The organism is Duganella phyllosphaerae (assembly GCF_001758785.1).
Classification (GTDB): Bacteria; Pseudomonadota; Gammaproteobacteria; order Burkholderiales; family Burkholderiaceae_D; genus Rugamonas; species Rugamonas phyllosphaerae.
In genome coordinates this window covers 86,557-108,806 of record NZ_LROM01000152.1, presented here as the reverse complement: position 1 = coordinate 108,806, position 22,250 = coordinate 86,557, and the positions used below count along the sequence as shown (strand labels likewise).

At 65.8% G+C, this 22,250-nt stretch carries 17 protein-coding genes; 3 read left to right on the top strand and 14 right to left on the bottom strand.

Annotated elements, in window-relative coordinates; translation table 11 throughout:
• Window positions 1-28: 28 nt before the first annotated feature.
• The 11 genes from DUPY_RS25895 to wrbA all read right to left on the bottom strand — a co-directional run bounded on the left by DUPY_RS25895 (window position 29) and on the right by wrbA (window position 13,177).
• Window positions 29-745, bottom strand: coding sequence for an alpha/beta fold hydrolase (locus DUPY_RS25895; protein ID WP_070252022.1), 717 nt, complete (start codon window positions 743-745; stop codon window positions 29-31).
• Complete coding sequence (locus tag DUPY_RS25890; protein ID WP_070252021.1) at window positions 742-1,713, bottom strand: thymidylate synthase; 972 nt, start codon at window positions 1,711-1,713, stop codon at window positions 742-744. Before DUPY_RS25890 ends, DUPY_RS25895 begins: the two co-directional genes overlap by 4 nt.
• A gap of 257 nt (window positions 1,714-1,970) precedes the next feature.
• A complete protein-coding gene (locus tag DUPY_RS25885) occupies window positions 1,971-3,524 on the bottom strand; it encodes a DEAD/DEAH box helicase (protein WP_070252124.1) in 1,554 nt (517 codons plus the stop codon).
• Window positions 3,525-3,613: 89 nt separating this feature from the next.
• Window positions 3,614-4,702 (bottom strand): threonine aldolase family protein, encoded by a 1,089-nt coding sequence (locus DUPY_RS25880; RefSeq protein ID WP_070252020.1) that lies wholly within the window; start codon window positions 4,700-4,702, stop codon window positions 3,614-3,616.
• 25 nt (window positions 4,703-4,727) lie between these two features.
• Window positions 4,728-6,599, bottom strand: coding sequence for an ABC transporter transmembrane domain-containing protein (locus DUPY_RS25875; RefSeq protein ID WP_070252019.1), 1,872 nt, complete (start codon window positions 6,597-6,599; stop codon window positions 4,728-4,730).
• A gap of 19 nt (window positions 6,600-6,618) precedes the next feature.
• A complete protein-coding gene (locus DUPY_RS25870; RefSeq protein ID WP_070252018.1) occupies window positions 6,619-7,704 on the bottom strand; it encodes a lipocalin-like domain-containing protein in 1,086 nt (361 codons plus the stop codon).
• Window positions 7,704-10,274: an FtsX-like permease family protein gene (locus DUPY_RS25865; protein ID WP_070252017.1), complete on the bottom strand. Its 2,571-nt coding sequence runs from the start codon at window positions 10,272-10,274 to the stop codon at window positions 7,704-7,706. Before DUPY_RS25865 ends, DUPY_RS25870 begins: the two co-directional genes overlap by 1 nt.
• Window positions 10,274-10,723 (bottom strand): DUF4124 domain-containing protein, encoded by a 450-nt coding sequence (locus DUPY_RS25860; RefSeq protein WP_070252016.1) that lies wholly within the window; start codon window positions 10,721-10,723, stop codon window positions 10,274-10,276. Before DUPY_RS25860 ends, DUPY_RS25865 begins: the two co-directional genes overlap by 1 nt.
• A gap of 11 nt (window positions 10,724-10,734) precedes the next feature.
• Window positions 10,735-12,153, bottom strand: a complete 1,419-nt coding sequence (locus DUPY_RS25855) for an FAD-binding oxidoreductase (RefSeq protein ID WP_070252015.1) — start codon at window positions 12,151-12,153, stop codon at window positions 10,735-10,737.
• Entirely contained in the window at window positions 12,150-12,557 is a 408-nt protein-coding gene (locus DUPY_RS25850; protein ID WP_070252014.1) for a DUF2069 domain-containing protein, read from the bottom strand. The genes DUPY_RS25855 and DUPY_RS25850 overlap by 4 nt, the downstream gene beginning before the upstream one ends.
• An 11-nt stretch (window positions 12,558-12,568) precedes the next feature.
• On the bottom strand, window positions 12,569-13,177 hold the full coding sequence (gene wrbA, locus DUPY_RS25845; RefSeq protein ID WP_070252013.1) for an NAD(P)H:quinone oxidoreductase: 609 nt from the start codon (window positions 13,175-13,177) through the stop codon (window positions 12,569-12,571).
• Window positions 13,178-13,259: 82 nt separating this feature from the next.
• Between wrbA and DUPY_RS25840 the strand changes: the two genes are divergently transcribed.
• Both DUPY_RS25840 and DUPY_RS25835 read left to right on the top strand, forming a co-directional pair.
• Entirely contained in the window at window positions 13,260-14,636 is a 1,377-nt protein-coding gene (locus DUPY_RS25840) for a YihY family inner membrane protein (protein WP_070252012.1), read from the top strand.
• 188 nt (window positions 14,637-14,824) lie between these two features.
• Entirely contained in the window at window positions 14,825-15,283 is a 459-nt protein-coding gene (locus DUPY_RS25835) for a CBS domain-containing protein (protein WP_070252011.1), read from the top strand.
• Window positions 15,284-15,325: 42 nt separating this feature from the next.
• Here the strand turns inward: DUPY_RS25835 and DUPY_RS25830 are convergent, their stop codons facing one another.
• Window positions 15,326-17,614: a putative bifunctional diguanylate cyclase/phosphodiesterase gene (locus DUPY_RS25830; RefSeq protein WP_070252010.1), complete on the bottom strand. Its 2,289-nt coding sequence runs from the start codon at window positions 17,612-17,614 to the stop codon at window positions 15,326-15,328.
• 211 nt (window positions 17,615-17,825) lie between these two features.
• Here DUPY_RS25830 and aroC point away from each other — a divergent pair, with 211 nt between their 5' ends.
• Window positions 17,826-18,923 (top strand): chorismate synthase, encoded by a 1,098-nt coding sequence (aroC, locus tag DUPY_RS25825; protein WP_070252009.1) that lies wholly within the window; start codon window positions 17,826-17,828, stop codon window positions 18,921-18,923.
• 6 nt (window positions 18,924-18,929) lie between these two features.
• Here aroC and DUPY_RS25820 read toward each other — a convergent pair whose 3' ends face one another.
• Window positions 18,930-20,489 carry an HDOD domain-containing protein gene (locus tag DUPY_RS25820; RefSeq protein WP_070252008.1) on the bottom strand — a complete coding sequence of 520 codons (1,560 nt, stop codon included), beginning with the start codon at window positions 20,487-20,489 and terminating at the stop codon, window positions 18,930-18,932.
• The gene (locus DUPY_RS25815; protein WP_084640895.1) at window positions 20,486-22,180 is read right to left on the bottom strand and encodes a putative bifunctional diguanylate cyclase/phosphodiesterase; all 1,695 of its coding nucleotides are present in this window, start codon (window positions 22,178-22,180) and stop codon (window positions 20,486-20,488) included. The genes DUPY_RS25820 and DUPY_RS25815 overlap by 4 nt, the downstream gene beginning before the upstream one ends.
• Between the last annotated feature and the right edge of the window lie 70 nt (window positions 22,181-22,250).

Below are 22,250 nucleotides of genomic sequence, written 5' to 3'. Positions count from 1 at the left end.
AAAAGCCTGCGTTGATCGCAGGCTTTTTTTATGGAGAAGTCGTTGAGCGGTAGAACGCGTGCAGCAGCGCAGCCAGCGCCCCTGGGGCCTCCAGCGGAATCATATGCCCGGTCGGCTCGGCGACCATCTCGAGCCGCGCATCGGGCAGTCGCGCCGCCATGTCGCGCAGGTCGGCGGCAGGCACCAGCTGGTCGCCCTCGGCGCCGACGACCAGCACCGGGAACGGCAGCGTGTGCAGCTGGTCCATGTAATCGACACGGTCGATGGTGGTGGTAAATTGCGCCAGCAGCACGTCCTTGCCCAGGTCTACCGCCATCTGCTGGATCATGCCGGTGATCGATGCGTCGGTCATGTGATCGGGATGCAGCAGTTCGCGCAGGCGGTGGCGCGTCATACCCGAGTAGGCATTTTTTTCCAGCATGGAGACGATGCGCTTGCGCGCTTCGATTTCCGTCGGCAGCAAGCCCTTGCAGGAGTTGGCGATCAATACCAGCGTGTTCACGCGCTCCGGGTGCGCCACCGCGTACTCTATCGCGAGATAGGCGCCCAGCGAAAATCCCACCAGGTTGGTTTTCGGCGCGCTGTGCCGGGCAATCAGCTCGCGCATCTGCTCGCGCGTGCGTGCTTGATGCAGCGGCACGTGGTGCAGGTCGTAACCATCGAGCAGTGGCGCCAGCCGCGACCACATGCGTTCGTCGCACAGGGTGCCGGGGATCAGGTCGAGGCGTGTGCCATGGACGGTCATACCGCCATCGGCGCGGTGATCGGCGCGTGGTGCTCATAGCCTTCCAGCGAAAAGTCCGATGGCTCGACCTTTTCCAGCCATTCCGGCTCGTACTTGCCAGTCTTGGCAAAGTCCGGCACGCGGTCCGAGATGCGCAGCTGCGGCGCCGCGAACGGCGTGCGGGTGAGCTGCTCCTGCACCATGTCCAGGTGGTTCTCGTAAATGTGCGCGTCGCCGATGAAGTAGCTGAACCAGCGCGGGGCGTAGCCGGTCAGGCGGCCGACGAGGTGCATCAAGGCCGCGCCTTCGGCCAGGTTGAACGGCGTGCCGAGACCGAGGTCGTTCGAGCGCACGTACAGGCACATCGACAGCTCGCGCGTGGTCGGATTCGGGATGAACTGGTAGAGCAAGTGGCAGGCGGGCAGGGCGACCGAGTCGAGCACTGCCGGGTTCCAGCCGTGGAACAGGATGCGCCGGCTGCCCGGATTGTTGACGATGGTGTCGAGGCACTCGCGCAACTGGTCGATCGATTTGTGCAGCAGCACCTTGGTGGCGCCGTTGTCGTCGAACTGCGAGATCAGGCGGTAACCGCTGTTCTGGGCGTCGGCGATCTGCGCGTGCTGGTCGACGTCGAGCAGCTTGAAACCGGGCCACTGGCGCCACTGCACGCCATAGACGGGACCGAGGTCGTCTTCGCCCAGGCGGTACGGATTATCGAGCCATTGCCGGTTTTCGTTGGCGTTCTGGTCCCATACCTTGCAGCCCAGCGCGCGGAACTCGGCCGCGTTGCGCGAGGCGCGCATGAAGGCGCACAGTTCGCCGATCACTGACTTGAACGCCAGGCGCTTGGTGGTCACGGCCGGGAAGCCTTCGCGCAGGTCGAAGCGCATCATGGCGCCGGGAACGCTGAGGGTGCGGATGCCGGTGCGGTTGTACTGCCAGCTGCCGGTGTCGAGGATGGTTTGGATCAGGTCCAGGTATTGCTTCATTTGAATCTCCAACGTGGTGCTTGTGATGCGGGGCTGCGGCCCATGCTTGATTGGTGGCTCCCCGTCACCGCGTCACCCGTCATTCCGCATCGGCGGACCGCCGCGCACGCGGGACTGCATGCTGAGCGCACAAGATGTTGGCAGGCTTGAGCTGGCGCGGATCAACAGGTTTATGGATTCCCGCCTGCGCGGGAATGACGGATCACTCGGTGTCGGCTTTGCAGCGCTATCGCCGGTCGCCGAAGACCGCTATTTTATCAGGAGCGCGGGCCCGACTTGGGCTTGCGGCCACCCGCCTGCGCCGTCACCTTGCCGGCAGCGCGCGCCAGCGATTTGGCGCCGCGTCCACCAGTGACCACGATGGCGCCTTTTGGCGCCGCCGCCTTGGCCGGGGCCCGCGACGCAGGCTTGCCGCCACCGGAAGCCGGACCGGACGGGGAACGCGGCGCCGGCTTGCCGTTGCCAGTGACCGGCTTGCCACCGCCCGTGGTCGCCCTGCCACCGCCAGCCGATGCCGCCGCCTTGCCGCTGCCAGTTGCCAAGGTAGAGGGCGCACGCGTGCCAGCCTTGCCGCCAGCCGGCCCGGTAAACGGCCGCTTCTTCTTGCCCGGCACCGCTGCCGCCGCCTTTTTGGCGGCCGCAGCCGCAGCAGCGGCCGGCGCGGTCTCTGGTACCCGGTGGTCGGCCTCGAAGCCCGGTTCCTCGAAACGCGCGATCACCTGGCGCGTCATGGTTTCGATAGCCTTGAGCATGTCGGCTTCATCGGCGCATACCAGCGAGATCGCTTCGCCTTCCAGCCCGGCGCGGCCGGTGCGGCCGATGCGGTGGATATAATCTTCGGCCACCGACGGCAGGTCGAAATTGACCACCTGCGGCAGCGCCTCGATATCGAGGCCGCGCGCAGCGACGTCGGTTGCCACCAGCAGCTGCACTTCCGCTTTCTTGAAACGGGCCAGCGCTTTCAGACGGGCCGGCTGGGTCTTGTCGCCGTGGATGGTGTCGGCCGTGATGCCGTGGTCGTGCAGGGTTTTGACCAGCAGCTCGGCGCCCTTGCGGGTCTTGACGAACACCAGCACCTGGCGCCAGCCGAATTTGTTCAGCAGGTGCAGCAGCAGCTCGGGTTTCCTGCGCTTGTCGGTCGGGATCAGCCACTGGCGCACCGACTTGGAGATCGAATTGCTCGCTTCGATCTGCACGGTGACCGGGGCCTTGAGCAGGCCCTTGGTCAGCTTGCGGATGTCGTCCGAGAACGTCGCCGAGAACAGCAAGGTCTGACGCTGTTTCGGGATTGCTGCCAGCAGGATGTCGAGATCGCGCTCGAAACCCAGGTCGAGCATGCGATCCGCTTCGTCGAGCACCAGCGTTTGCAGCTGCTTGAAGCTCACCGCGCCCTGGTCGAGCAAGTCGATCAGGCGGCCGGGCGTGGCCACCAGCACATCGAGGCCCTTGCGCAGCTTGGCGATCTGCGGCTCGATCGGCACGCCGCCATAGGCGACGGCCGCGCGCAGCGGCAGGTTGCTGCCGTAGCTGCGGAAGCTCTCGAATACCTGTTCTGCCAGCTCGCGGGTGGGCGCCAGTACCAGGCAGCGCACGGCGGTGGGGGCGTTTTCGCCCTCCAGTGTCAGGCGTTGCAGGATGGGCAGGGCGAAGCCGGCGGTTTTGCCGGTGCCGGTTTGGGCAGCGGCCATCAGGTCGCGGCCGGCGAGAACGGCGGGAATCGCCTGCTTCTGTACCGGGGTTGGCTGCTTGTAGCCCAGGGTGTCCAGCGTTTGCAGGAGGGGGGCGATCAGGCCCAGTGCTTGGAAAGTCATGGTATGTGCGGTGATATCGTTCAACAGCGCGCAGTGTAGCCGGTTAGGCTGTTTTGAGCGAAACATTGCGCGAAAAAAGATGGGAAGTGTTACTGGTCTGCCAGTGCGTCCGTCCACAGGCCCAGGATCTCGTGCACCCGCGCGTCTGGCAGGTACAGCAGGTTGTCGCCCACGTACAGCTCCACGTAGCAGCGCAGCGGCAGCGCCGCGTGCTGGGCGCCGTTGAACAGCCACACGCCATGCTGGCTGGCGATGCGGTTGCGGATGTCGAGCGCATGGTCGCGTGACACCGGCAAATGCAGGTGCAGCATGTTGGCGTGCGGACGCGCCGGATTCGGCACCAGCAACGGATACTTGCGCAGCTCTTGGTACAGCCATTGCGTGCGCTTGAAATAGTCGGGCATGGCGGCCAGGCGGGCGTCGAACTGCATGGCGGCGGCCGCCACGTATGGCGTGCGTTGATACACATTGCCACCCTGGCGACGGAACCACTCGCGGGCGCGGTCGATAAAGGCCGTATCGCCGGCCAGCATGGCGCCGCCCATGCCGCCGATGCCCTTGTACAGCGAGACGTACACGGTATCGAAGCCGGCGGCGATCTGCGCCACGTCGCGGTCATATGCGGCAGCGGTTTCCCACAGGCGCGCGCCGTCCATGTGCAGGTGGATGCCGCGCGCGCGGCAGTAGTCCTTGATGGCGGCCAGTTCGTCCCACGACGGGCACTGGCCGCCGATTTCGCGCATCGGCAGCTCCAGCAATGCGGCGCCCAACTGGTCGGGAATGCCTTCGAGGTCGGCCAGCGTCCAGGGACGGTTGGCGTCGCCGATCTGCAGCGCCTGGAAATGGTCGAACAGCTGGTGGTTGCCGCGTTCGTGCTTGAGGATGTGGGCGGTGGGGTGCAGCGCCACCAGGCGGCTGCCGCGCTCCATGCCGGCCAGGCGCAGCGCAGTCGCCTGGGCCATGGTGCCGGTGATGCAGAACAGCGCCGATTCGAATCCCAGCAGGCGCGCCACCTTGGCTTCGAATTCCTGGATCAGCGATCCGCAGCCGTAGGTGTCGTGGGTGACCTCGTTGACCTGGCACCACTCGGACATGGCGGCAAACAGCTGCGCCGGCGTCAGCTGGCGATGGCCGGGCAGCAGGGTGTGGCAGGTCTGGCGCAGTTCCGTGTCGTTCAAGGTGCTCCCTTTCGAGGAGGGGCTGTCAATGTGAGGCGATCCCGGTATGGAACTGCAGCGCCGCCAGGTTGGCGTAGATGCCGCCCAGGGCGACGAGCGACGCGTGAGTGCCGGTTTCGACGATTTTGCCGTCTTCCATGACGATGATGCGGTCGGCGCGCTGCACCGTGGCCAGGCGGTGGGCGATGATCACGGTGGTGCGGCCCACCATGGCCGCTTCCAGCGCGCTTTGCACCAGGCGTTCAGATTCCGCGTCCAGCGCGCTGGTCGCTTCGTCGAGCAGCAGCAGCGGCGGGTTTTTCAGCAGCGCGCGGGCAATCGCAATGCGCTGGCGCTGGCCGCCAGACAGGCGCACGCCGCGCTCGCCGAGGAACGACTGGTAGCCGGTGGGCAGGCGTTCGATGAATTCGTGGGCGGCAGCCATCCTGGCGGCGGCGATCACTTCGGCGTCGGTGGCGTCGGCCCGGCCGTACCGGATGTTTTCCATGGCGTTGGCCGAGAAGATCACCGTGTCTTGCGGCACGATGCCGATCGCCCCGCGCAGCGTGTGCAGGTCCAGCTGGCGGATATCGACGCCGTCGAGCAGGATGGCGCCGTGCTGCGGATCGTAAAAGCGCAGGAACAGCTGGAACAGCGTGGTTTTGCCGGCGCCCGAGGGGCCGACCACGGCCACGGTTTCACCGGGCTTGATATCGAGCGTCAGATTGCTCAGTGCTGCAGATTCGGGGCGCGACGGATACAGGAAGGTCACGTTGTCGAGGCTGAGCGACGCGCCATTGGCCGCGCGCGGCGGCAGCGCCAGCGGTTTTGCCGGCGCCTCGATGGCCGACTTGACTGCCATCAGTTCCAGCAGGCGCTCGGTGGCGCCGGCGGCGCGCTGGGCTTCGCCCATCACTTCCGACAGCGCGCCGATGGCGCCGGCCACGATGGACGCGTACAGGATGAACTGGCCCAGGTCGCCGCCCGTCATTTCGCCGTTGATCACGGCGTGGGCGCCCAGCCACAGCACGAACACGATGGCGCCGAACACCAGCACGATGGCGATCATGGTCAGCATGGCGCGCGCTCGTATGCGGCGCATGGCGGTCTGGAACGCGCCTTCCACCGATGCGCTGAAGCGGTTAGCTTCGATCTTTTCGTGGGTGAAGGCCTGCACGGTGGGCATGGCGTTGAGGATTTCGCCAGCCATGGCGGAAGCGTCGGCCACGCGGTCTTGCGAATCGCGCGAGAGCTTGCGCACGCGGCGGCCAAAAATGATGATCGGCAGGACGGTCAGCACCAGCAGGCCGATGATGATGGCAGAGAGCTTGGGGCTGGTCACGAACAGCATCACCAGGCCGCCGATGAACAGCAGCGAATTACGCAGCGCCATCGAGATGCTGGTGCCCACCACGGCCTGGATCAGCGTGGTGTCGGTGGTGATACGAGAGAGCACTTCGCCGGTTTGGGTGGTTTCGAAAAACTCCGGGCTTTGCTTGACCACGTGGCTGTAGACGGCGTCGCGGATGTCGGTGGTCACCCGTTCGCCGAGCCACGAGACGGTATAAAAGCGCGCGGCCGTGGCCAGCGCCAGCACGGTGGCCAGGCCGAACAGCGCCAGGAACACCAGGTCCACGTGCTTGATGCTCTTGTCACCGACGGCGCCAGGCACGCTGGCAGCGCTGCCGAAACCGAGGTCGATCATCTGCTTGAAGGCGGCGGGAATCGCCAGCGTGGCGGCGGCGGCGACCAGCAGCGCCAGGCCGGCCATGAAGAACTGGCGCTTGTACGGCGCCAGGAACGGCAGCAGGCCGCGCAGGGTGGCAATGCTGCCTTTTTCGGCGACGCGCGCGGTGGACGGCGCCGGGGTTTGGGCGGGCTTGCTGTTGACAGGGCTGGCGGTGGTGCTATTGGTCATCGTGTGGCTTATCTGTTTACTATAATTTCATGGGGCGGACATAGCCCGTCAATTCGAGGTAGGCGCGGCCGACGCGTTTGCCGTCGCGACGCAGCAGGACCGCGCCTTCCCAATACACGGCGCCGGTCGAGCGGCGTGAATCGAGCTCCTGGTCGTCCTGCAACGGGTCCACCTGCCAGATGGTGGCGCCGGTGGTCAACCGCAAGGCCACCGGGTACTCGGCCTTGGTGCGCGGCGAACGCCAGCGCCGCTGCGGCGCGAAATCCACCTGTTCCGGCGCGAACTGCGTGATCTTACCGGAAGCGTCGCGCCATGTCGCGTGGGCCCACAGTTTAGCACCTGTCTTGCTGCGAATCTGGAATGCCATCAGGGCGCCGCCGTCGTCGAGGTTGGCGCCAATCCACTCCCAGCCGGCAGCCTCGGTATCGAGCACCTGCGACGACCATTCGTGGTCCAGCCACGAGGCCCCCTTGACCGCCACCGCCTGGCCGGCGCGGGTGAGGGTGCCGGTGGTGGTGAGCTGCGGCTCGCTGTAGTAATAGCTGGCCTGGCTGGGGCGCGGCCCCTTGCGCGAATAGCCGCCCACGCCTTGCACCAGCACCGGCTGCGACGGCGCCAGCTTCAGTTCCAGGGTGAAGCCGGACGCCTCGACGTGGACTGCGTAACTGCCATCGGGCTGGCGCGCTATGCGCCAGTCGTCGAGCTTGATGTCGGTGTCGCCCACTTTGGCGTAGGCCAGCCCCAAGCCTTCGCGCGCGCTGCGCTGGTCGTGCAGCAGCTTGCCGTTGGCGGTATCGGACAGCGCGGCGTGGCCGATGATCAGCTGCCTGGGTGCGAACTGGCTGGGGTTGGCGCGGTCATGGTCGCTGGCGCTGCGGAAGAACGTGACCTGGTAGCCGAGCGACTTGCCGTCTGGCGTTTCGATCCAGCCGGTGACGTACCACCACTCGGTCCTGTAATCGGGATGGGCGCCGTAATCGAGCGGGAAGGTCAACGCGGCGCCGCGCGCCAGCGGCGTGACGGACGCGAACCTGGGCGCCTCTGCCAGTGCCGGTCCTGCCACACACCACAGCAGCGCCGCCAAAAATATTCGTACAAGCTGCATTACCAGTCCTCCCTTACGGCGCGGATCGGCCCGCCCGACAGCGACTGCCGCCCTGCCAGCAGCGCGGTCAGCGCGGCCGCCGACAGCAGCAGCGCGGCGACCCCCGCCAGCAAGCCCCACGGCAGGTGCAGCTGCATGGTCCAGTGGAACGACTGCGGATTGACCACGAAGACCAAAATCAGGCTGATCACCCAGCCCAGCACGAAGCCGGTGGCGATGCCCAGCGCGGTGAGCGAGCCGCCTTCGATGGCCAGGATGGCCAGGATCTGGCGGCGGGTGACGCCCACGTGGCGCAACATGCCGAATTCCCTGGCCCTGGCCAGGGTCTGGGCCGAAAAGGTGGCGGCCACGCCGAACAGGCCGATCACGATGGCGATCGCTTCGAGCAAATAGGTGATGGCGAAGCTGCGGTCGAAAATCTTCATCGACATGTCGCGGATGTCCGAAGGGGTGCTGATGTCGAGGGTGGCGGCGAACGGCAGCGCCTTCAAGGCGCGCTCGATGCCGGGCTGGTTGGCGCCATCCTTGAGCCACAGCGCCACGCTGCTGGCGTCCGGGTCACCGGTGATGGCGCGGTAGTCGGAGAGGCGCATCTGGATCGAACCGGTGGGTCGCGCATAGTCGCGCCACACGCCGGCGACCGTGAATGCATGCTGACGGCCCGCCAGCGGCAGCTCGATGCGCTTGCCGACCGCCATGCCGTACAGATCGATCATCGCCTCGGAAACCCACACCGGCGGCGGTTCGCCTGCAACCGGCGTGCGAACTCCCCCCACCATCGCCAGCACCCTGGCGGGATCATTGGCGTCGACATCGCGCGCGATCAGCGCCACGGCCGGGCGGTCGGCAGCGAGCGCGATGGACTGCACGCGCAGGAAATCGGTGCCCTCGACGCCGGGCAGCGCGGCGATTGCCTGTTGCTGCGCCGGCCGCAGCCCGGCCGTGGCCCCGCCGCTGACGGTGCTCACATACACATCGGCCGGCAGGATGTGGCGCATCCAGTCGTCGAGCGATACGCGGAAGCTCGACACCATGATCGCCATCGCCACCATCAGGCTAAAGCTCGACAGCACGCCACCCAAGGCGATGCCGGCCTGGCTCGACGCGTTGGCCAGGCGCGCCAGCGTGAGCGTGAGCACCGGTGACGCGCCCGGGCGGCTGGCCACGACCACGCTCCAGCGCCGGTGCGCGGCGCGGAAGACGGCGGCGGCGAGGCGCGGCATCAGCGCGATCACGCTGATCAAGAGCAGCGCAATCGACAGGTAGCCGAAGATGGGCAGCTCGAAGATGGGCGGCGCCTGTGACAGCAGCGCCGCCAGGACCATGCCGGCCAGCGGCGGCCACACCGTGGCCAGGCGAGAGATTGCCGCTTCCTCGGTGCCGGACTTGAGCGCGACGGCCGGCTTGGCGCGCGCCGCATCCCACGCCGGCGCGGCGCAACCGAGCAGCGCTACGGTCACTCCCAAGGCGAAATACACGCCAGCCGCTACCGGCGTGAAATGCACGGTGGGCCGCACGCCGGAGAAAAAGCCGGCGCCCAGGTCGGCGCCCATGAAATGCAGGGCGGTGGCGGCCAGGCCATAGCCGGCGGCGATGCCGATGGCCGAACCCAGCACGCCCAGGCACAGACCCTCCAGCAGGATCTGGCGCAGCAACTGGCGCCGTTCCATGCCCAGCACGCGCAGCAGCGCGAACTGGCTGCGGCGGCGGATCACCGACAGGGCCTGGGTGGAAAACACCAGGAACGCGCCGGTGAACAAGGCAACCAGCGCCAATACCGTCAGGTTGACGCGGTAGGCGCGGCTCATGCCTTCGTTGCGGCTGCTCTGGTCTTCGTCGTTGGGCTGGTTGACCAGGAAGCGGCCCGGGTGGTCGCGTTGCAGCCGCTGTTGCAAGGTGTTCTTGAAGACGTCGCGGTTGACGCCGTCGCGTAGCTTGAGGTCCACCCGCGACAGCTTGCCCAGCCGGTCGAAACGCCACTGCGCCGCGCCGATGTCCATCACGCCCAGGCGCTGGCCGGCGCGCGCGCTTTGCAGGGCGCCGGCGTAGCGCAGCGCCACCGTGCCCACGCCCAGCTGGAATTGCAGCGGCTTGTCTTCCCGCGCTGACAGCCACTGCTGGGCGGCGGGGGAGAGGAAGATCGCGTCGTCCGAAATGGTGTCCTGCAGGTGCTCTTCCGACGGCGCGCCCACCAGGTCGGGTGAGATGAAGCCGGCGCGGAAGACGTCGATGCCCAGAATTTTGAGCGCGCTGCGCTGGCCCGGAATCGAGGCTTCCACTTCCAGGATCGGCGAGGCCACCACCACCTCGGGCAGGGCTGCCAACACCGGGTAGATGTTCTCGTCGAAGACCGGTTCGGTGCCGCGCACCTGCACGTCGGCCACGCCGGACAGGCCCTTGATGGCCGAGGAAAATTCGTTGAAGGCGGCGGCGTTGATCAGGTGGATGGCAAAGCCGAGCGCGATGCCGATGGCGATCGCCGCCACCGCCACCAGCGTGCGCACCGGGTGCGCGCGCCATTCGCCCAGCAGCAGCCAGCTTTTCAACCGTCCCGGCGCCATTGAGGTCATCAGCGATTGCACTCCATGGCCAGCAGTTCGGCCGCACGGCGGGCTTTCAGTCGAGCGCTATCGATGGTGGCAGCGGTGGCGCGGCGCGCGTCGTCCTCGGCCCACTGGCGATTGAGGCGCAGCTTGCCGCACTTGCGTTCCTGCGTGGCTGCGACCTGCGCCGCCCTGGCGTCGAGTTTGGCTTCGCGCTCGTCGCGCGCCAGGCGGGTTTTTTCCAGCGCGGCCGACTCCTTGCGGGCGCGGGCCAGTTTGGCTGCTGCTTGCGGATCGGAGGCGGGCGCCGATGGCCTGGTCAGCGTGCTGGCCGAGCTGGCGTTGGCCGGGCAAGGCATATCGCTGTAGCTGACCTGGCCGCCGACAACGCATTTATGGATGTCTTGCGCGTGCGCCACGTTCAACGCGCACAACAAGGCGCAAGGCACTAACAGACGAGGTAGATGAGGTTGCATGGCGGTCCCGTTCACAAAATTTTCCCGGGATTCATGATACCGAGCGGGTCCAGCGCAGCTTTGATGGCCCGCATCATGTTCAGCTCCACCGCCGATTTATGGTGCACCAGCTCGTCTCTTTTCAGGGCGCCGATACCGTGTTCGGCCGAAATCGAGCCGCCGAAGCTCTCCACGCTGTCGTACACCACGCGGTTGACGGCGTCTTGCCTGAGCAGGAATTCCTCGTTGGACACGCCCATGGGCGGGGCCACGTTGTAGTGCAGGTTGCCGTCGCCCAGGTGCCCAAAGCACACCAGCTGGCAGCCAGGGAAGGCGGCCTCGAGCTTGGGGCCTGTGGCAGCGATGAAGTCGGCGCTGCGCGAGACCGGCAGCGAGATGTCGTGCTTGATGTTCTTGCCGGCCCTGGCCTGCGCCAGCGGAATATGCTCGCGCAGTTGCCACAGGCCGGTCGACTGCGCGATGGACGTGGCCACCACGGCGTCGTCGATCACGCCGCTAATCAAAGCTGCGCCGATGGCCCGTTCCAGCAAGCCTACTGCGTGTTCTTCGGATTCGCTGCTCGAGAGCTCCAGCAGCACGTATTGCGCATGGGGCGTCGTGAACGGCTGCTGCAGCTGCGGGAATTCGCGCGCCACCAGTTCCAGGCAGTACTGCGACATCAACTCGAAACCGGTCAGGCTGGCGCCGCAAAAGTCCTGCATCAGCCCCAGCAGTCGCAGCGCGTGGACCGGTGAGGGCAGCGCCGCCAGCGCGGTAATGGCCGCTTTCGGCTGCGGATATAGTTTGAGCACGGCTCCGGTGATCACGCCCAGCGTGCCTTCGGCGCCGATGAACAGGTCGCGCAGGTCGTAGCCGGTATTGTCCTTGCGTAGGCCGCGCAGGCCGTTCCATATTTCTCCCTGCGGCGTGACCACTTCCAGCCCCAGGCACAGGTCGCGGGTATTACCGTAACGCAGGACGGCCGTGCCACCGGCATTGGTGGCCAGGTTGCCGCCGATGGTGCAGCTGCCTTCGGCCGCCAGCGACAGCGGGAACAGGCAGCCTTGTGCGGCTGCCGCCTCTTGCGCCTGTTGCAGGATGCAGCCGGCATCAACGGTCATGGTGCGGTTGACGGCGTCGACCTGGCGCACGGCGTTCATGCGCGCCAGTGACAGCACCACGGCCGCGCCGCCGGTGTCAGGCACGCTGCCCAGTACCAGCCCGGTATTGCCGCCCTGCGGCACGATCGGCACGCGGTACTGCGCACAGGCGCGCACCAGGGCGGCCACTTGTTCAGTGGTGGCCGGACGCAGCACGGCCAGCGCGCGGCCAGTGTAGCGCGCGCGCTGGTCGGTCAGGAACGAGGCCTTGTCGGCATCGAGTTCGAGCACGTGGTCGGCGCCGACGATGGCGCGGCACTGGTCCAGGAAGGCGCTGCCGGTAGCCGTCATTTGACCGTGGTAACCTTTACCTTGTCGAGCAGTTCCTTGGCCAGCTTTTTCGCCTCGCGTTTATATGGCCGCAGGTACAGCAGCGCGCAGGCAAAATACACGCAGACGATGATCGCCTCGCCCCAGCCCAGCCAGGCCGAGTCGCGGTCGGCGTCGCTCCAGCCGCGCACTACGCCTTCGGTGAAGTACAGCAGTATCATCATCGAGGTCCACTGCAAGGTGTAGATGTCGCGCTTCCATACGCCGTACAGCGGCAGCAGCAGCGGCGCGGCCTTCAGCACCAGCCACGAGCCGCCCGGCTTCAGCGGTGCGATCACCATCTCCCACAATACGCACCACACGATCAACAGGCCCAGGCTGCCGACGGCGCCCCAGTGAACATACTTGTGCAAGGTGGTGTGCATCGGTTTTTCCTCTAGCGGGCGGCGAGCTTGACGGCGGTTTCGGCCAGGCGCCGGCCTTGCGCGATGGCCAGGCGTTTTTCGTCGTCGGTGATCGGGCGGGCGCCATCGAGGCCGGCCCAGTGACTGGCGCCGTACGGCGTGCCACCGCTGGCGGTGGTCATCAGTTCCGGGTTGGTGTAGGGCAGTCCCATGACCATCAGGCCGTGGTGGAACAGCGGCACCATCATGGTGAGCAGGGTCGATTCCTGGCCACCGTGCAGGCTGCCGGTGGATGTAAACACGCATGCCGGCTTGCCCGCCAGCGCGCCGGCGAGCCACTGGCCCGAAGTACCATCCCAAAAATACTTCATCGGCGCGGCCATGTTGCCGAAGCGGGTGGGCGAGCCCACCGCGATGCCGGCGCATTCGGCCAGGTCGTCCAGCTCGACGTACGGCGCGCCGTCGAGCGGCACGTCGGGCGCGGTGGCCTCAACGACGGTGGAGACGGCAGGCACGGTGCGCAGGCGGGCGTCGCAGCCCGGCACGCTCTCGATGCCCTGGGCGATCAGCTCGGCCAATTTGCGGGTAGCGCCGTGACGCGAGTAGAACAGGACAAGAATAATCAGATTGGGTTGGCTCATCGCAGGTATTATAGGGGGTTAAAGCGGGCGCGGGCGGAGTGAAAATCGCGGCGCCGCAGCTTCTGAATGTCGATTATCGCTCATGTTCCAAAAATATATACTACCGATTTTCCGCTACCTGCTGCGCAGCTGCCGCAACGGCGTCAATACCGTGCGCGCGTTGTCGTGGTCCGAGGTGCGCGACCTGGTGCTGTTCGCCCACCGCCGCCTGCGCGAGGAAAGCCTGCCGCAAGTGGCCGGCAGCCTCACTTTTACCACCGTGTTCGCGCTGGTGCCGCTGCTGACCATCGCGCTGGCGATCTTCACCACCTTCCCGATGTTCAATACCTTCCGCGCGTCGCTGGAAGCGTATTTCGTCCAGAGCGTGATGCCCAAGACGATATCGGCCACCATCCTCAATTACCTGACCATGTTCGCGTCCAAGGCCACGCGGCTGTCGGCGGTGGGCGCGGTGGCGCTGATTTTTACCTCGATCGCCATGATGAACCTGATCGAGCGCGTGTTCAACCGCATCTGGCGCGTGCGCGGCGAACGCAGCTGGACCCGCCGCATCCTGGTGTACTGGGCCATCATCACCTTGGGGCCGCTCCTGATCGGCGTCTCGCTCACGCTGTCGTCCACGGTGTTCCTGGCCACGTCGGGCCTGTTCGAGCAGTTTCCGGTGGTGGGCGCGATTATCTACACGTTTGCCTCGCTGGCGGTGACCACCGCCAGCTTTACGCTGTTGTACGTGGCGGTGCCGAACCGCGACGTCGACTGGTACGACGCCGCCTGGGGCGGGCTGGTGGCCGGCGTGGCGTTCGAGCTGGCCAAGCGCGGCTTCGCCATTTTCATCACGCAGTTCCCCACGTATTCCAAGATTTACGGCGCGCTGGCGGCCTTGCCGCTGTTCCTGGTCTGGATTTACGTTTCGTGGGTGATCACCTTGATCGGCGCCTTGCTGGTGGCCGCGCTGCCGGTGGTCAAATACGAGCGCTGGTGGCACGAGGCCAAGCCGGGCGGCGAATTCGTCGATGCGATGGCGATCCTGAAGGTGCTGTTCCTCGCCTGCAAATGCAGCGATACGGCATTGGTCAGCGCCGGCACCATCCGCACCCGTACCCGCCTCGGTTTCGACGAGATGGATGGCCTGCTTGAAAAAATGCTGGCCGAAGGCTGGGTGGGGCGCGTCAACGTGCCGGCGCCGCGAAGGGTGCAGTGGGGCAAGCGGGTGTCCGATGGCAGCGACCACTGGGTATTGCTGGCCAATGTCGAGAAGCTGACCCTGGCCGAGGTGTACCGCCTGTTCGTGTTCGGCGGCATGGCGGTCAATGCTGGCGTGGTCGATGACGGCACGGACGAGCGCGACCAGCTGTCGGCGCGCGAGGCGGCGCAGCTGGCGCGGGTGGTGGAGAATGCGGTGGAAACCGGCCTGGGCAAAAGCCTGTCCGACCATTTCGGTCCGATCGATTGCCGCTGATCGCGGCGCTTTGGTTGCAGCGCAGCATGAGCCCGCTGTAACACCCAAAGTAAATTCTTGCAAGATCGTGGGGCGCGGTGCTGGATTTTTTGCCATGCATAGGCTACATTCGGCTTTGGGCTTAAACATTACAATAAACAATGACATCTTCAACCCACGAAGCCTCTCAGCGGACAGGACGGTCTAATATGAAAGTCTCCGAAATCCTGCAGGTCAAAGGCAGCATCCTCTACACCATCTCGCCTGACCAGCCGTTGGCCGAAGCGGCCGACATCATGGCCGAAAAAGACATCGGCTCGCTGGTGGTCATGGAATTCGGCGACCTGGTCGGCATGCTCACGTTCCGCGAAGTGCTGCGCGCGATCCACGCCAACGAGGGTAATGTTGGCGGCGGCACCGTGCGCAAGCACATGGATGATTACCCGATCACGGTCACGCCCGATACCGAAGTGAACGAAGTGCGCCGCATCATGCTGGAAAAACATGCGCGTTATTTGCCGGTGATGAACGCCAAGACCATCCTCGGCGTGATTTCGTTCTACGACGTGGCGCGCGCGGTGCTGGAGGCGCAAAGCTTCGAGAACCGCATGCTCAAGGCGTATATCCGCGACTGGCCGGGCGACCAGGCCGAGCCGCATCCGGACTGATGGTCAGCCGTTCCCTGCATCTGATGATGCGGGGAACCTCTGCTATTTGCCGTTGTCGAGCCAGTCCTCGAGCGCATCGGCCTTCATCGGCCGCGCGAACAGGAAGCCCTGCGCCAGCGGACAGCCCAGCGCGTGCAGGATCTGCGCCTGGCGCTCGTCTTCCACCCCCTCCGCGATCACCGTCAGCCCCAGGTTGCGACCGAGCTGGATCACCATTTCGGCGATGCTGCTGCCGCGCGCCGAGCCGGTAATTTCGGTCACGAAGGCACGGTCGATTTTCAGGCGATCCACTTGCAGCCGCTGCAAATACGACAGCGACGAAAAGCCGGTGCCGAAGTCGTCGATCGCGATCGATACGCCCGTCTGCTTGATCTGGTCGAGCATCTTGATCAGCAAATCCGGCTCTTCCATCGCCATCGATTCGGTGATTTCCAGTTCGATATTCTGCGGCGGCGCGCCGGTTTCTTCCAGCGCCCGGCGCAGCATGTCGAGGAAGTGCGGGTGGCGGAACTGCACCTGCGAGACATTGACCGACATGACGAAGTCGAGGTGGCCGGCCGCGCGCACGGCCATCAGTTCGCGGCACGCAGTACGCAGCACCCATTCGCCGAGGTCGATGATCAGGCCCGAGTACTCGGCGATCGGAATGAAACGGTCGGGCGAGACAAAGGCGCCGTCTGCGGTCTGCCAGCGCAGCAGCGCTTCGGCGCCGACCGGACGGCGGGTTTCGAGATCGATCTGCGGCTGGTACATGACGAACAGCTGGCGCTGGCCGAAGGCGGTGCGCAGCGCGTGCATCATGCGCACCCGCTCGCGGATTTCCACCCCCATCGAGCGCGAGAAGTAGCAGTAGCCGGCGCGCTGCTGGGTCTTGGCGCGTTTCAAGGCGATGTCGGCGTCCTTGAGGGCGTCGCCGCCGCTGCCTTCGTGTTCGTCGAGCCGCACCAGTCCCAGCGTGGCCGACAACTGCACATCCTGGCCGTCGATGCGGAACGGCTGCTGGAACAGCACCAGCAGCGCGGCCGGCGTGACCAGGGTGGAATCCCCCAGCAGCGCAAAAATGTCGCCGCCGATGCGCGCCACCGCCACTTGCCGGCCCAGGTCCGCCTGCAGGCGATTGGCCACCGCGACCAGCAGCAGGTCACCGAACTGGTGGCCCAGCGCGTCGTTGGTTTCGGCGAAGTGATCGAGATCGACCAGCGCCAGGGTGGCCGGGGCGTGCTGCGGACCGGTGGCAGCGGCCAGGCTTTCTTCCAGTATCTCCAGCAGGCGGGTGCGGTTGGGCAGCTTGCACAACTGGTCGTAGAACGCCGCGTTGTGCAGGTGGCTGACCAGTTCCACGTTGTCGAGCCCCACCGCGACGTTGCCGCAAAAGACGTCGAGCAGGCGTTCGTTGATGTCGGTGGGCGCGCTGTCCACGTCGAGGTACGCCACGAAGTCGCGACTGGCCTTGCCGGCGAAGTAGAGCGTGACGGAGTCGGCGCCGTACACGTTGGCGCGTTGCGCCAGGGTCTGCTCCATCAGTGCGCGGATGCGGGCGTCGGCCAGCGGTGCATGCTGAAGATGGTGGGGAGGCTCGAGCTGGGCGTGCCGGCCGCACGCGGCCATCACCATCAGTTCGTGGCAACCGGGGTCGCCGCCGGGGCAGTCCTTCACGCACAGCACGCCGCTGGCAGCAGTGCCCAGCAGGTCGCCGATCTGCGCCAGCACGCCGGCGGCGTAGTCATGCACGCCGTGCAGCGCCATCAGCTCGGTGCTGGCATGGACGATCTGGTTCAGGCCGCGGCGGCTGTCGTCGATCTTGCGGATCTGCTGATACGACCGGATCGCCGAGGTAACGGTGGTATAGAGCTTGATGCGGGTAAGTTCGGACTTGGTCTTGTAGTCGTTGATGTCGAAATCGCGGATGGCGTCGATTTCGGGCGCATAGCCGGGCTGGCCGGTGCGCAGGATGATGCGCACGTCGGCCAGCTTGAGCGTTTCGCGGATGTGGCGCACCAGGTGCAGGCCGGCGTCGTCCTGTTCCATCACCACGTCGAGCAGGATCACGGCGATGTCGGTTTCGCTGGCAAGCAGGTCGCGGGCCTGGCCGGCAGAGTAGGCGTGGACGAATTCCAGCGGCCGGCCTTGCATGTCGAGATTGCCGAGCGCAAAGGTGGTCGTCGAATGAACATCTTCGTCATCGTCGATGATCATCACCCGCCAGACGCCGGTCGCGCTGGTGTCTGTGCTTGCCGCCGGATGTTCTTCGAGGAATACCAGGTCGTCTTGATCATCCTTGGCCGTTGACGTTTGCTGTCGATGGCCAGGAGGGGTGATCGGTTGGGGCATGTGTCGCGTCTCCAGGATTGCTCGGTTTTCTCTTGAGGAAGTATATAGGCAAATTGTTTAAATGAACTCGACTTTCCCGTTTGATCGCCGCTCGACCGACGTCGTGCGCACGTGCATGCGTCGTGATTGCAACAAAGCCGCCCGGTCACGCAAGGCGGGCGTGGGCTGTTAGAATGTAGAAATCCCTATTATTTCCAAAGATTCTCTTCCTATGTCCGGTAATACATTTGGCAAATTGTTTTCTGTAACTACTTTCGGCGAATCGCATGGCCCTGCAATCGGCTGCGTGATCGATGGCTGCCCGCCGGGCATGCCCTTGTCGGAAGCCGATATCCAGCCGGAACTCGACCGCCGCAAACCGGGCACGTCGCGCCACGTTACGCAGCGCCAGGAATCGGACACGGTGGAGATTTTGTCGGGCGTATACCAGGGCGTTACCACCGGTACTCCGATCGCACTGCTGATCCGCAACGAAGACCAGCGCAGCAAGGACTACGGCAATATTGCCGAGAGCTTCCGGCCGGGCCATGCCGACTATACCTACTGGCACAAGTACGGCGTGCGCGATCCGCGCGGCGGTGGCCGGTCGTCGGCGCGCCTGACCGCCCCCATCGTCGGCGCCGCCGCCGTCGCCAAGAAGTGGCTGCTGCAGCAATACGGCACCACCTTCGCGGGCTGCATGAGCCAGCTGGGCGACATCCCGGTGCCGTTCCAGGACTGGACCCACGTGCACGACAACCCGTTTTTTGCCGCCAGCGGCGACGCCGATCTGATCGCCCACATGGAGGCGACCATGGACGAACTGCGCAAGGCCGGCGATTCGATCGGCGCGCGCATCGACGTCATCGCGCAAAATGTACCGGTGGGCCTGGGCCAGCCGATCTACGACAAGCTCGATGCCGACATCGCCTACGCCATGATGGGCATTAACGCGGTCAAGGGTGTGGAAATCGGCGCCGGCTTCAAGTCGGTAGCGCAAAAAGGCACCGAGCATGGCGACGAGCTCACGCCGCAGGGCTTTGTCGGCAACAACGCCGGCGGCGTGTTGGGCGGCATCTCCACCGGCCAGGACATCACGGTATCGATCGCCATCAAGCCCACGTCGTCGATCCGCACGCCGCGCCACTCGATCGACAAGGACGGCAGCCCGGTGCTGGTGGAAACCTTCGGCCGCCACGATCCGTGCGTGGGCATTCGCGCTACGCCGATTGCCGAGGCGATGCTGGCGCTGGTGCTGATCGACCACGCCTTGATGCACCGCGCCCAGTGCGGCGACGTCAAGGTGTCCACCCCGGATATCTCCCGGTGACGGGTTTCAGGCGCGGGTGGATGTGGTGCTGGTGCCTGCGCCGGCTGCCACGCCGGTGCTCACAATTTCCTGCTGGTGGCGCCGTTCGGCGGCGCGCACCACCATCGTGCGGATGTCGTTGAGCAGCGAGAATTCCGTGGGGCTCAGCTGGATCGGCGGGAAGGTGTCGTCCCAGTCGCCGTACAGGAAACCAGCAGCCTGGCCGTTGTACGACAGCGGAATGATGACGAAGCTGTGCGCCTCCGACAGCGCGGCTTTCCACCATTGCGGCAGCTTGGCCGCGAACTTGGCGTCAGGCGCATTTTCGATGAAGATCACGCGGTCGCTATTGAGCGCCGCATGGAACACGTTCGGCTCGTAGGCGTCGTCGAAACTCATCGCCGCCAGCAGTTCGCGGCTGTCGTTGCCGAAGCAGATGCGCGCCGTGTACTGGTTGGCGCGGCGGTTGCGCACGAAGGCGATGGCGCGCGAAAATTCCAGTCCCTTGTAAATCGTTTCCAGCGCAATCTGCACCATCTGGCCGGGGCTGGCCGTGTCCAGCACATCGCGCATGTCGGCCAGGCCGCTGAGCAGGATCTTGTTGCCGGCCGCGCGCTGGCGGTGTTGCGCCTGCGCCCGCGCGCGCCGCTCGGCCGGGCGCGAGAGCGGCGCGATGGTCAGATCGTTGGCCGCCACTACCTTGGCCTGCTCGATGGCGAGCATCAAATTGTCTGCCGCCATGCCCAGCATCGCCGCATAGCTTTCGGTCAGCGCCTGCACCTGGGCCGCGCCCACGGCGTCGTCGTGCCACAGCGATTCAGCGCACAGTGCCGACATGGTGGACAGACCCGCCACCCAGTCGGCGGCTTCGATGTCGGCGCCTTCTGCCGGCGGGTCGAGCCGGCGCATGCCGTCCACCAGCTTGGCCGGCAGGCGCCAGTGCAGCGCGGCGGCGTGGCCCAGCTGCGCCATGCTCAAGCCCAGCATTGCGGGGGCGACGGCTTCGATACTCGAGCCTTCATCGTCGGCGCGGCGTTGCAGTTCGAGCCAGCGCTCGGGCATGTAAAAGGTGAGCATCATGCGCCCCAGCGTGTGCAGCATCGAACATACCACGGCTTCCTCGCCGCGCGGGTTGTGCGCTGCGGTGGCGATCTGCTGCGCCACCATGCCCGCCAGGACCGCTTTTTCCATCTCGATGTGCGCCACGGTGGCTGCGCCGCCGACAGCGGTTTCGGCTGCCATTTCCTCGATCAGCTTGAGCCCCAGCGCCAGGTGGCCAATGGCGTCCGTGCCCAGCACGACCACGGCTTTCGAAACCGTGTTGACATGCTGGCCGAAGGCCGAGTACATGCTGCTGTTGGCCAGCCGCAGGACCTTTTGCGTGAGCACCGGGTCGGACAGCACGGTGCTGGTCATATTGAATTCCAGCTCGTCTTCGCCGCGCATGGCGCCCAGGATCGCCGTGATGGCCTTGGCGAAGCCTGGCATGTCGCCGCGCCGGCGCGTGCAATCCCACAGCTGCGCCAGGGTTTTTTCGCCTTGTTCGTCGATGGGGCCGATGGCATCGAGGTTGCCGAGTTTACTCATGGCGTCACCTGCGCGATGGCGGCAGCGGGGGCGGGCAGGTCCTGCGGCACCAGCTTGGCGTGCATGCTTTCGCTCAGCGCCGCCATGGCGACGTTGGCGGGCATCGGTTTGCCGGTCAGGTAGCCCTGGATGTACTGGCAGCCGCGCTCGTTGAGCCAGCCCATCTGCTCCTCGGTCTCCACGCCTTCGGCCACCACCGACAGGTCCAGGTGCCGCGACAGGTCGAGCACCGTGCTGCAGATGGCGCCGTCCTTCTGCGAGCCAGGCAGGTCGCGGATGAAAGCGCGGTCGATCTTGAGCACGGAAATCGGAAAGCGCTTGAGATAGGCCAGCGACGAATAGCCGGTGCCGAAATCGTCGATGGCGATGCGCGCGCGGCGCTCGGCCATCTTGGTCAGGATAGCCTCGGCGTGCACCGGATCGACCATCAGTGTGCCCTCGGTAATTTCGAGCACCAGCTGTTCGCCGGGCAGGCCGGAGAAGGCGAGGGCGTCGTCGAGCACGTCGAGGAATTTATCGTTGCGGAACTGGCGCGGGCTGATATTGACGGAGATATAGAGGCTGCGCCGCGCCACTTCCTCGAACTGGCGCAGTTGCACGCACGCGGCCTTGAGCGCCCAGGCGCCCAGCAGGTTGATCAGGCCATTGGCCTCGGCGATCGGAATGAAGCGCACCGGCGGCACCATGCCCAGCGTAGGATGCTTCCAGCGCATCAGCGTTTCGAAACCCTGGATCTCGCGCGTGGGCGCATCGACGATGGGCTGATAGTACAGCAGGAATTCGCCTTCGCGCACGGCCTGGAACATCGCCGCCTCGAGCGAGATGTCGTGTTGCGGTGGTCCAGCCTGCGCGGGGCTATACACCACGCAGCGCGCCTTGCCGGTTTCCTTGGCGCGCGACATGGCGGCATCGGCCAGTGCCATCAGGCGCACTTCGTCTTCCGCGTGCAGCGGATAGATCGACACGCCGACCGAGGCGCCCACGTAAATGGTGTGTTTGCCGATGTCAAACTGCGACTGCAGGGTGGCGATCAGCCGTCCCGTGACCAGCTTGATCTGGGCCTCGGTGTGGGTGCCGGGCAGAATCGCGACAAACTCGTCGCCGCCGACGCGCGCTAGCGTGTCACTGTCGCGCAGGGTCTTGCGCAAGCGCGCGGCGGCCATTTGCAGCAGTGCGTCGCCGACCGGGTGGCCCAGGCCATCGTTGACTTTCTTGAAACTGTCAAGGCCGATGGTGGCCACCGCAAAGCCTTGGCCCGAGCGGCGCGCATTGGCGATCACCATGCGGATACGGTCCGACAGCAGCAGGCGATTGGGCAGCTCGGTGAGGGCATCGTGGGTGGCCAGGTGGCGCAGGCGCTGTTCGGTGGCCTGTTGCTGCGACATGTCGCGGCCCACCACCAGCAGCGCCGGGGCGCCGTCCGGCTGCGCCAGGCAGGAGATGCGCAATTCGTGCCACACCTCGGCCTCGGGCGCCTTGATGCGCACTTGCACTACCTGCGGCGCGCCGGAGGTGTGCGCTACCGCGAGCGCCGCCGTCAGCGCGGCATGGTCGTCGTCGCCGACCAGCCGCGCCAGCGACAAACCATGCAGCGGCGCCAGGCGGCCGATCAGCGTGGTGGCGCGGCGGCTGGCAAAAGCGACCGCGCCGGCAGCGTCGAGTCGGAACACCACATCGCCAGCTTCCTCCATGAGACGGTCCAGCTCATGGAGCAAATCGCGCGGCGGCTGAGGTGGTGGGCTCTGTTGCATTGCAAAAATC

What these genes read in the sequence shown, in the direction of transcription:
- DUPY_RS25895 (WP_070252022.1), bottom strand. Translation starts at nt 745, where the DNA reads ATGACCGTCCATGGCACACGCCTCGACCTGATCCCCGGCACCCTGTGC.
- DUPY_RS25890 (WP_070252021.1), bottom strand. Translation starts at nt 1,713, where the DNA reads ATGAAGCAATACCTGGACCTGATCCAAACCATCCTCGACACCGGCAGC.
- DUPY_RS25885 (WP_070252124.1), bottom strand. Translation starts at nt 3,524, where the DNA reads ATGACTTTCCAAGCACTGGGCCTGATCGCCCCCCTCCTGCAAACGCTG.
- DUPY_RS25875 (WP_070252019.1), bottom strand. Translation starts at nt 6,599, where the DNA reads ATGACCAATAGCACCACCGCCAGCCCTGTCAACAGCAAGCCCGCCCAA.
- DUPY_RS25870 (WP_070252018.1), bottom strand. Translation starts at nt 7,704, where the DNA reads ATGCAGCTTGTACGAATATTTTTGGCGGCGCTGCTGTGGTGTGTGGCA.
- DUPY_RS25865 (WP_070252017.1), bottom strand. Translation starts at nt 10,274, where the DNA reads ATGACCTCAATGGCGCCGGGACGGTTGAAAAGCTGGCTGCTGCTGGGC.
- DUPY_RS25860 (WP_070252016.1), bottom strand. Translation starts at nt 10,723, where the DNA reads ATGCAACCTCATCTACCTCGTCTGTTAGTGCCTTGCGCCTTGTTGTGC.
- DUPY_RS25855 (WP_070252015.1), bottom strand. Translation starts at nt 12,153, where the DNA reads ATGACGGCTACCGGCAGCGCCTTCCTGGACCAGTGCCGCGCCATCGTC.
- DUPY_RS25850 (WP_070252014.1), bottom strand. Translation starts at nt 12,557, where the DNA reads ATGCACACCACCTTGCACAAGTATGTTCACTGGGGCGCCGTCGGCAGC.
- wrbA (WP_070252013.1), bottom strand. Translation starts at nt 13,177, where the DNA reads ATGAGCCAACCCAATCTGATTATTCTTGTCCTGTTCTACTCGCGTCAC.
- DUPY_RS25840 (WP_070252012.1), top strand. Translation starts at nt 13,260, where the DNA reads ATGTTCCAAAAATATATACTACCGATTTTCCGCTACCTGCTGCGCAGC.
- DUPY_RS25835 (WP_070252011.1), top strand. Translation starts at nt 14,825, where the DNA reads ATGAAAGTCTCCGAAATCCTGCAGGTCAAAGGCAGCATCCTCTACACC.
- DUPY_RS25830 (WP_070252010.1), bottom strand. Translation starts at nt 17,614, where the DNA reads ATGCCCCAACCGATCACCCCTCCTGGCCATCGACAGCAAACGTCAACG.
- aroC (WP_070252009.1), top strand. Translation starts at nt 17,826, where the DNA reads ATGTCCGGTAATACATTTGGCAAATTGTTTTCTGTAACTACTTTCGGC.
- DUPY_RS25820 (WP_070252008.1), bottom strand. Translation starts at nt 20,489, where the DNA reads ATGAGTAAACTCGGCAACCTCGATGCCATCGGCCCCATCGACGAACAA.
- DUPY_RS25815 (WP_084640895.1), bottom strand. Translation starts at nt 22,180, where the DNA reads ATGGAGGAAGCTGGCGATGTGGTGTTCCGACTCGACGCTGCCGGCGCG.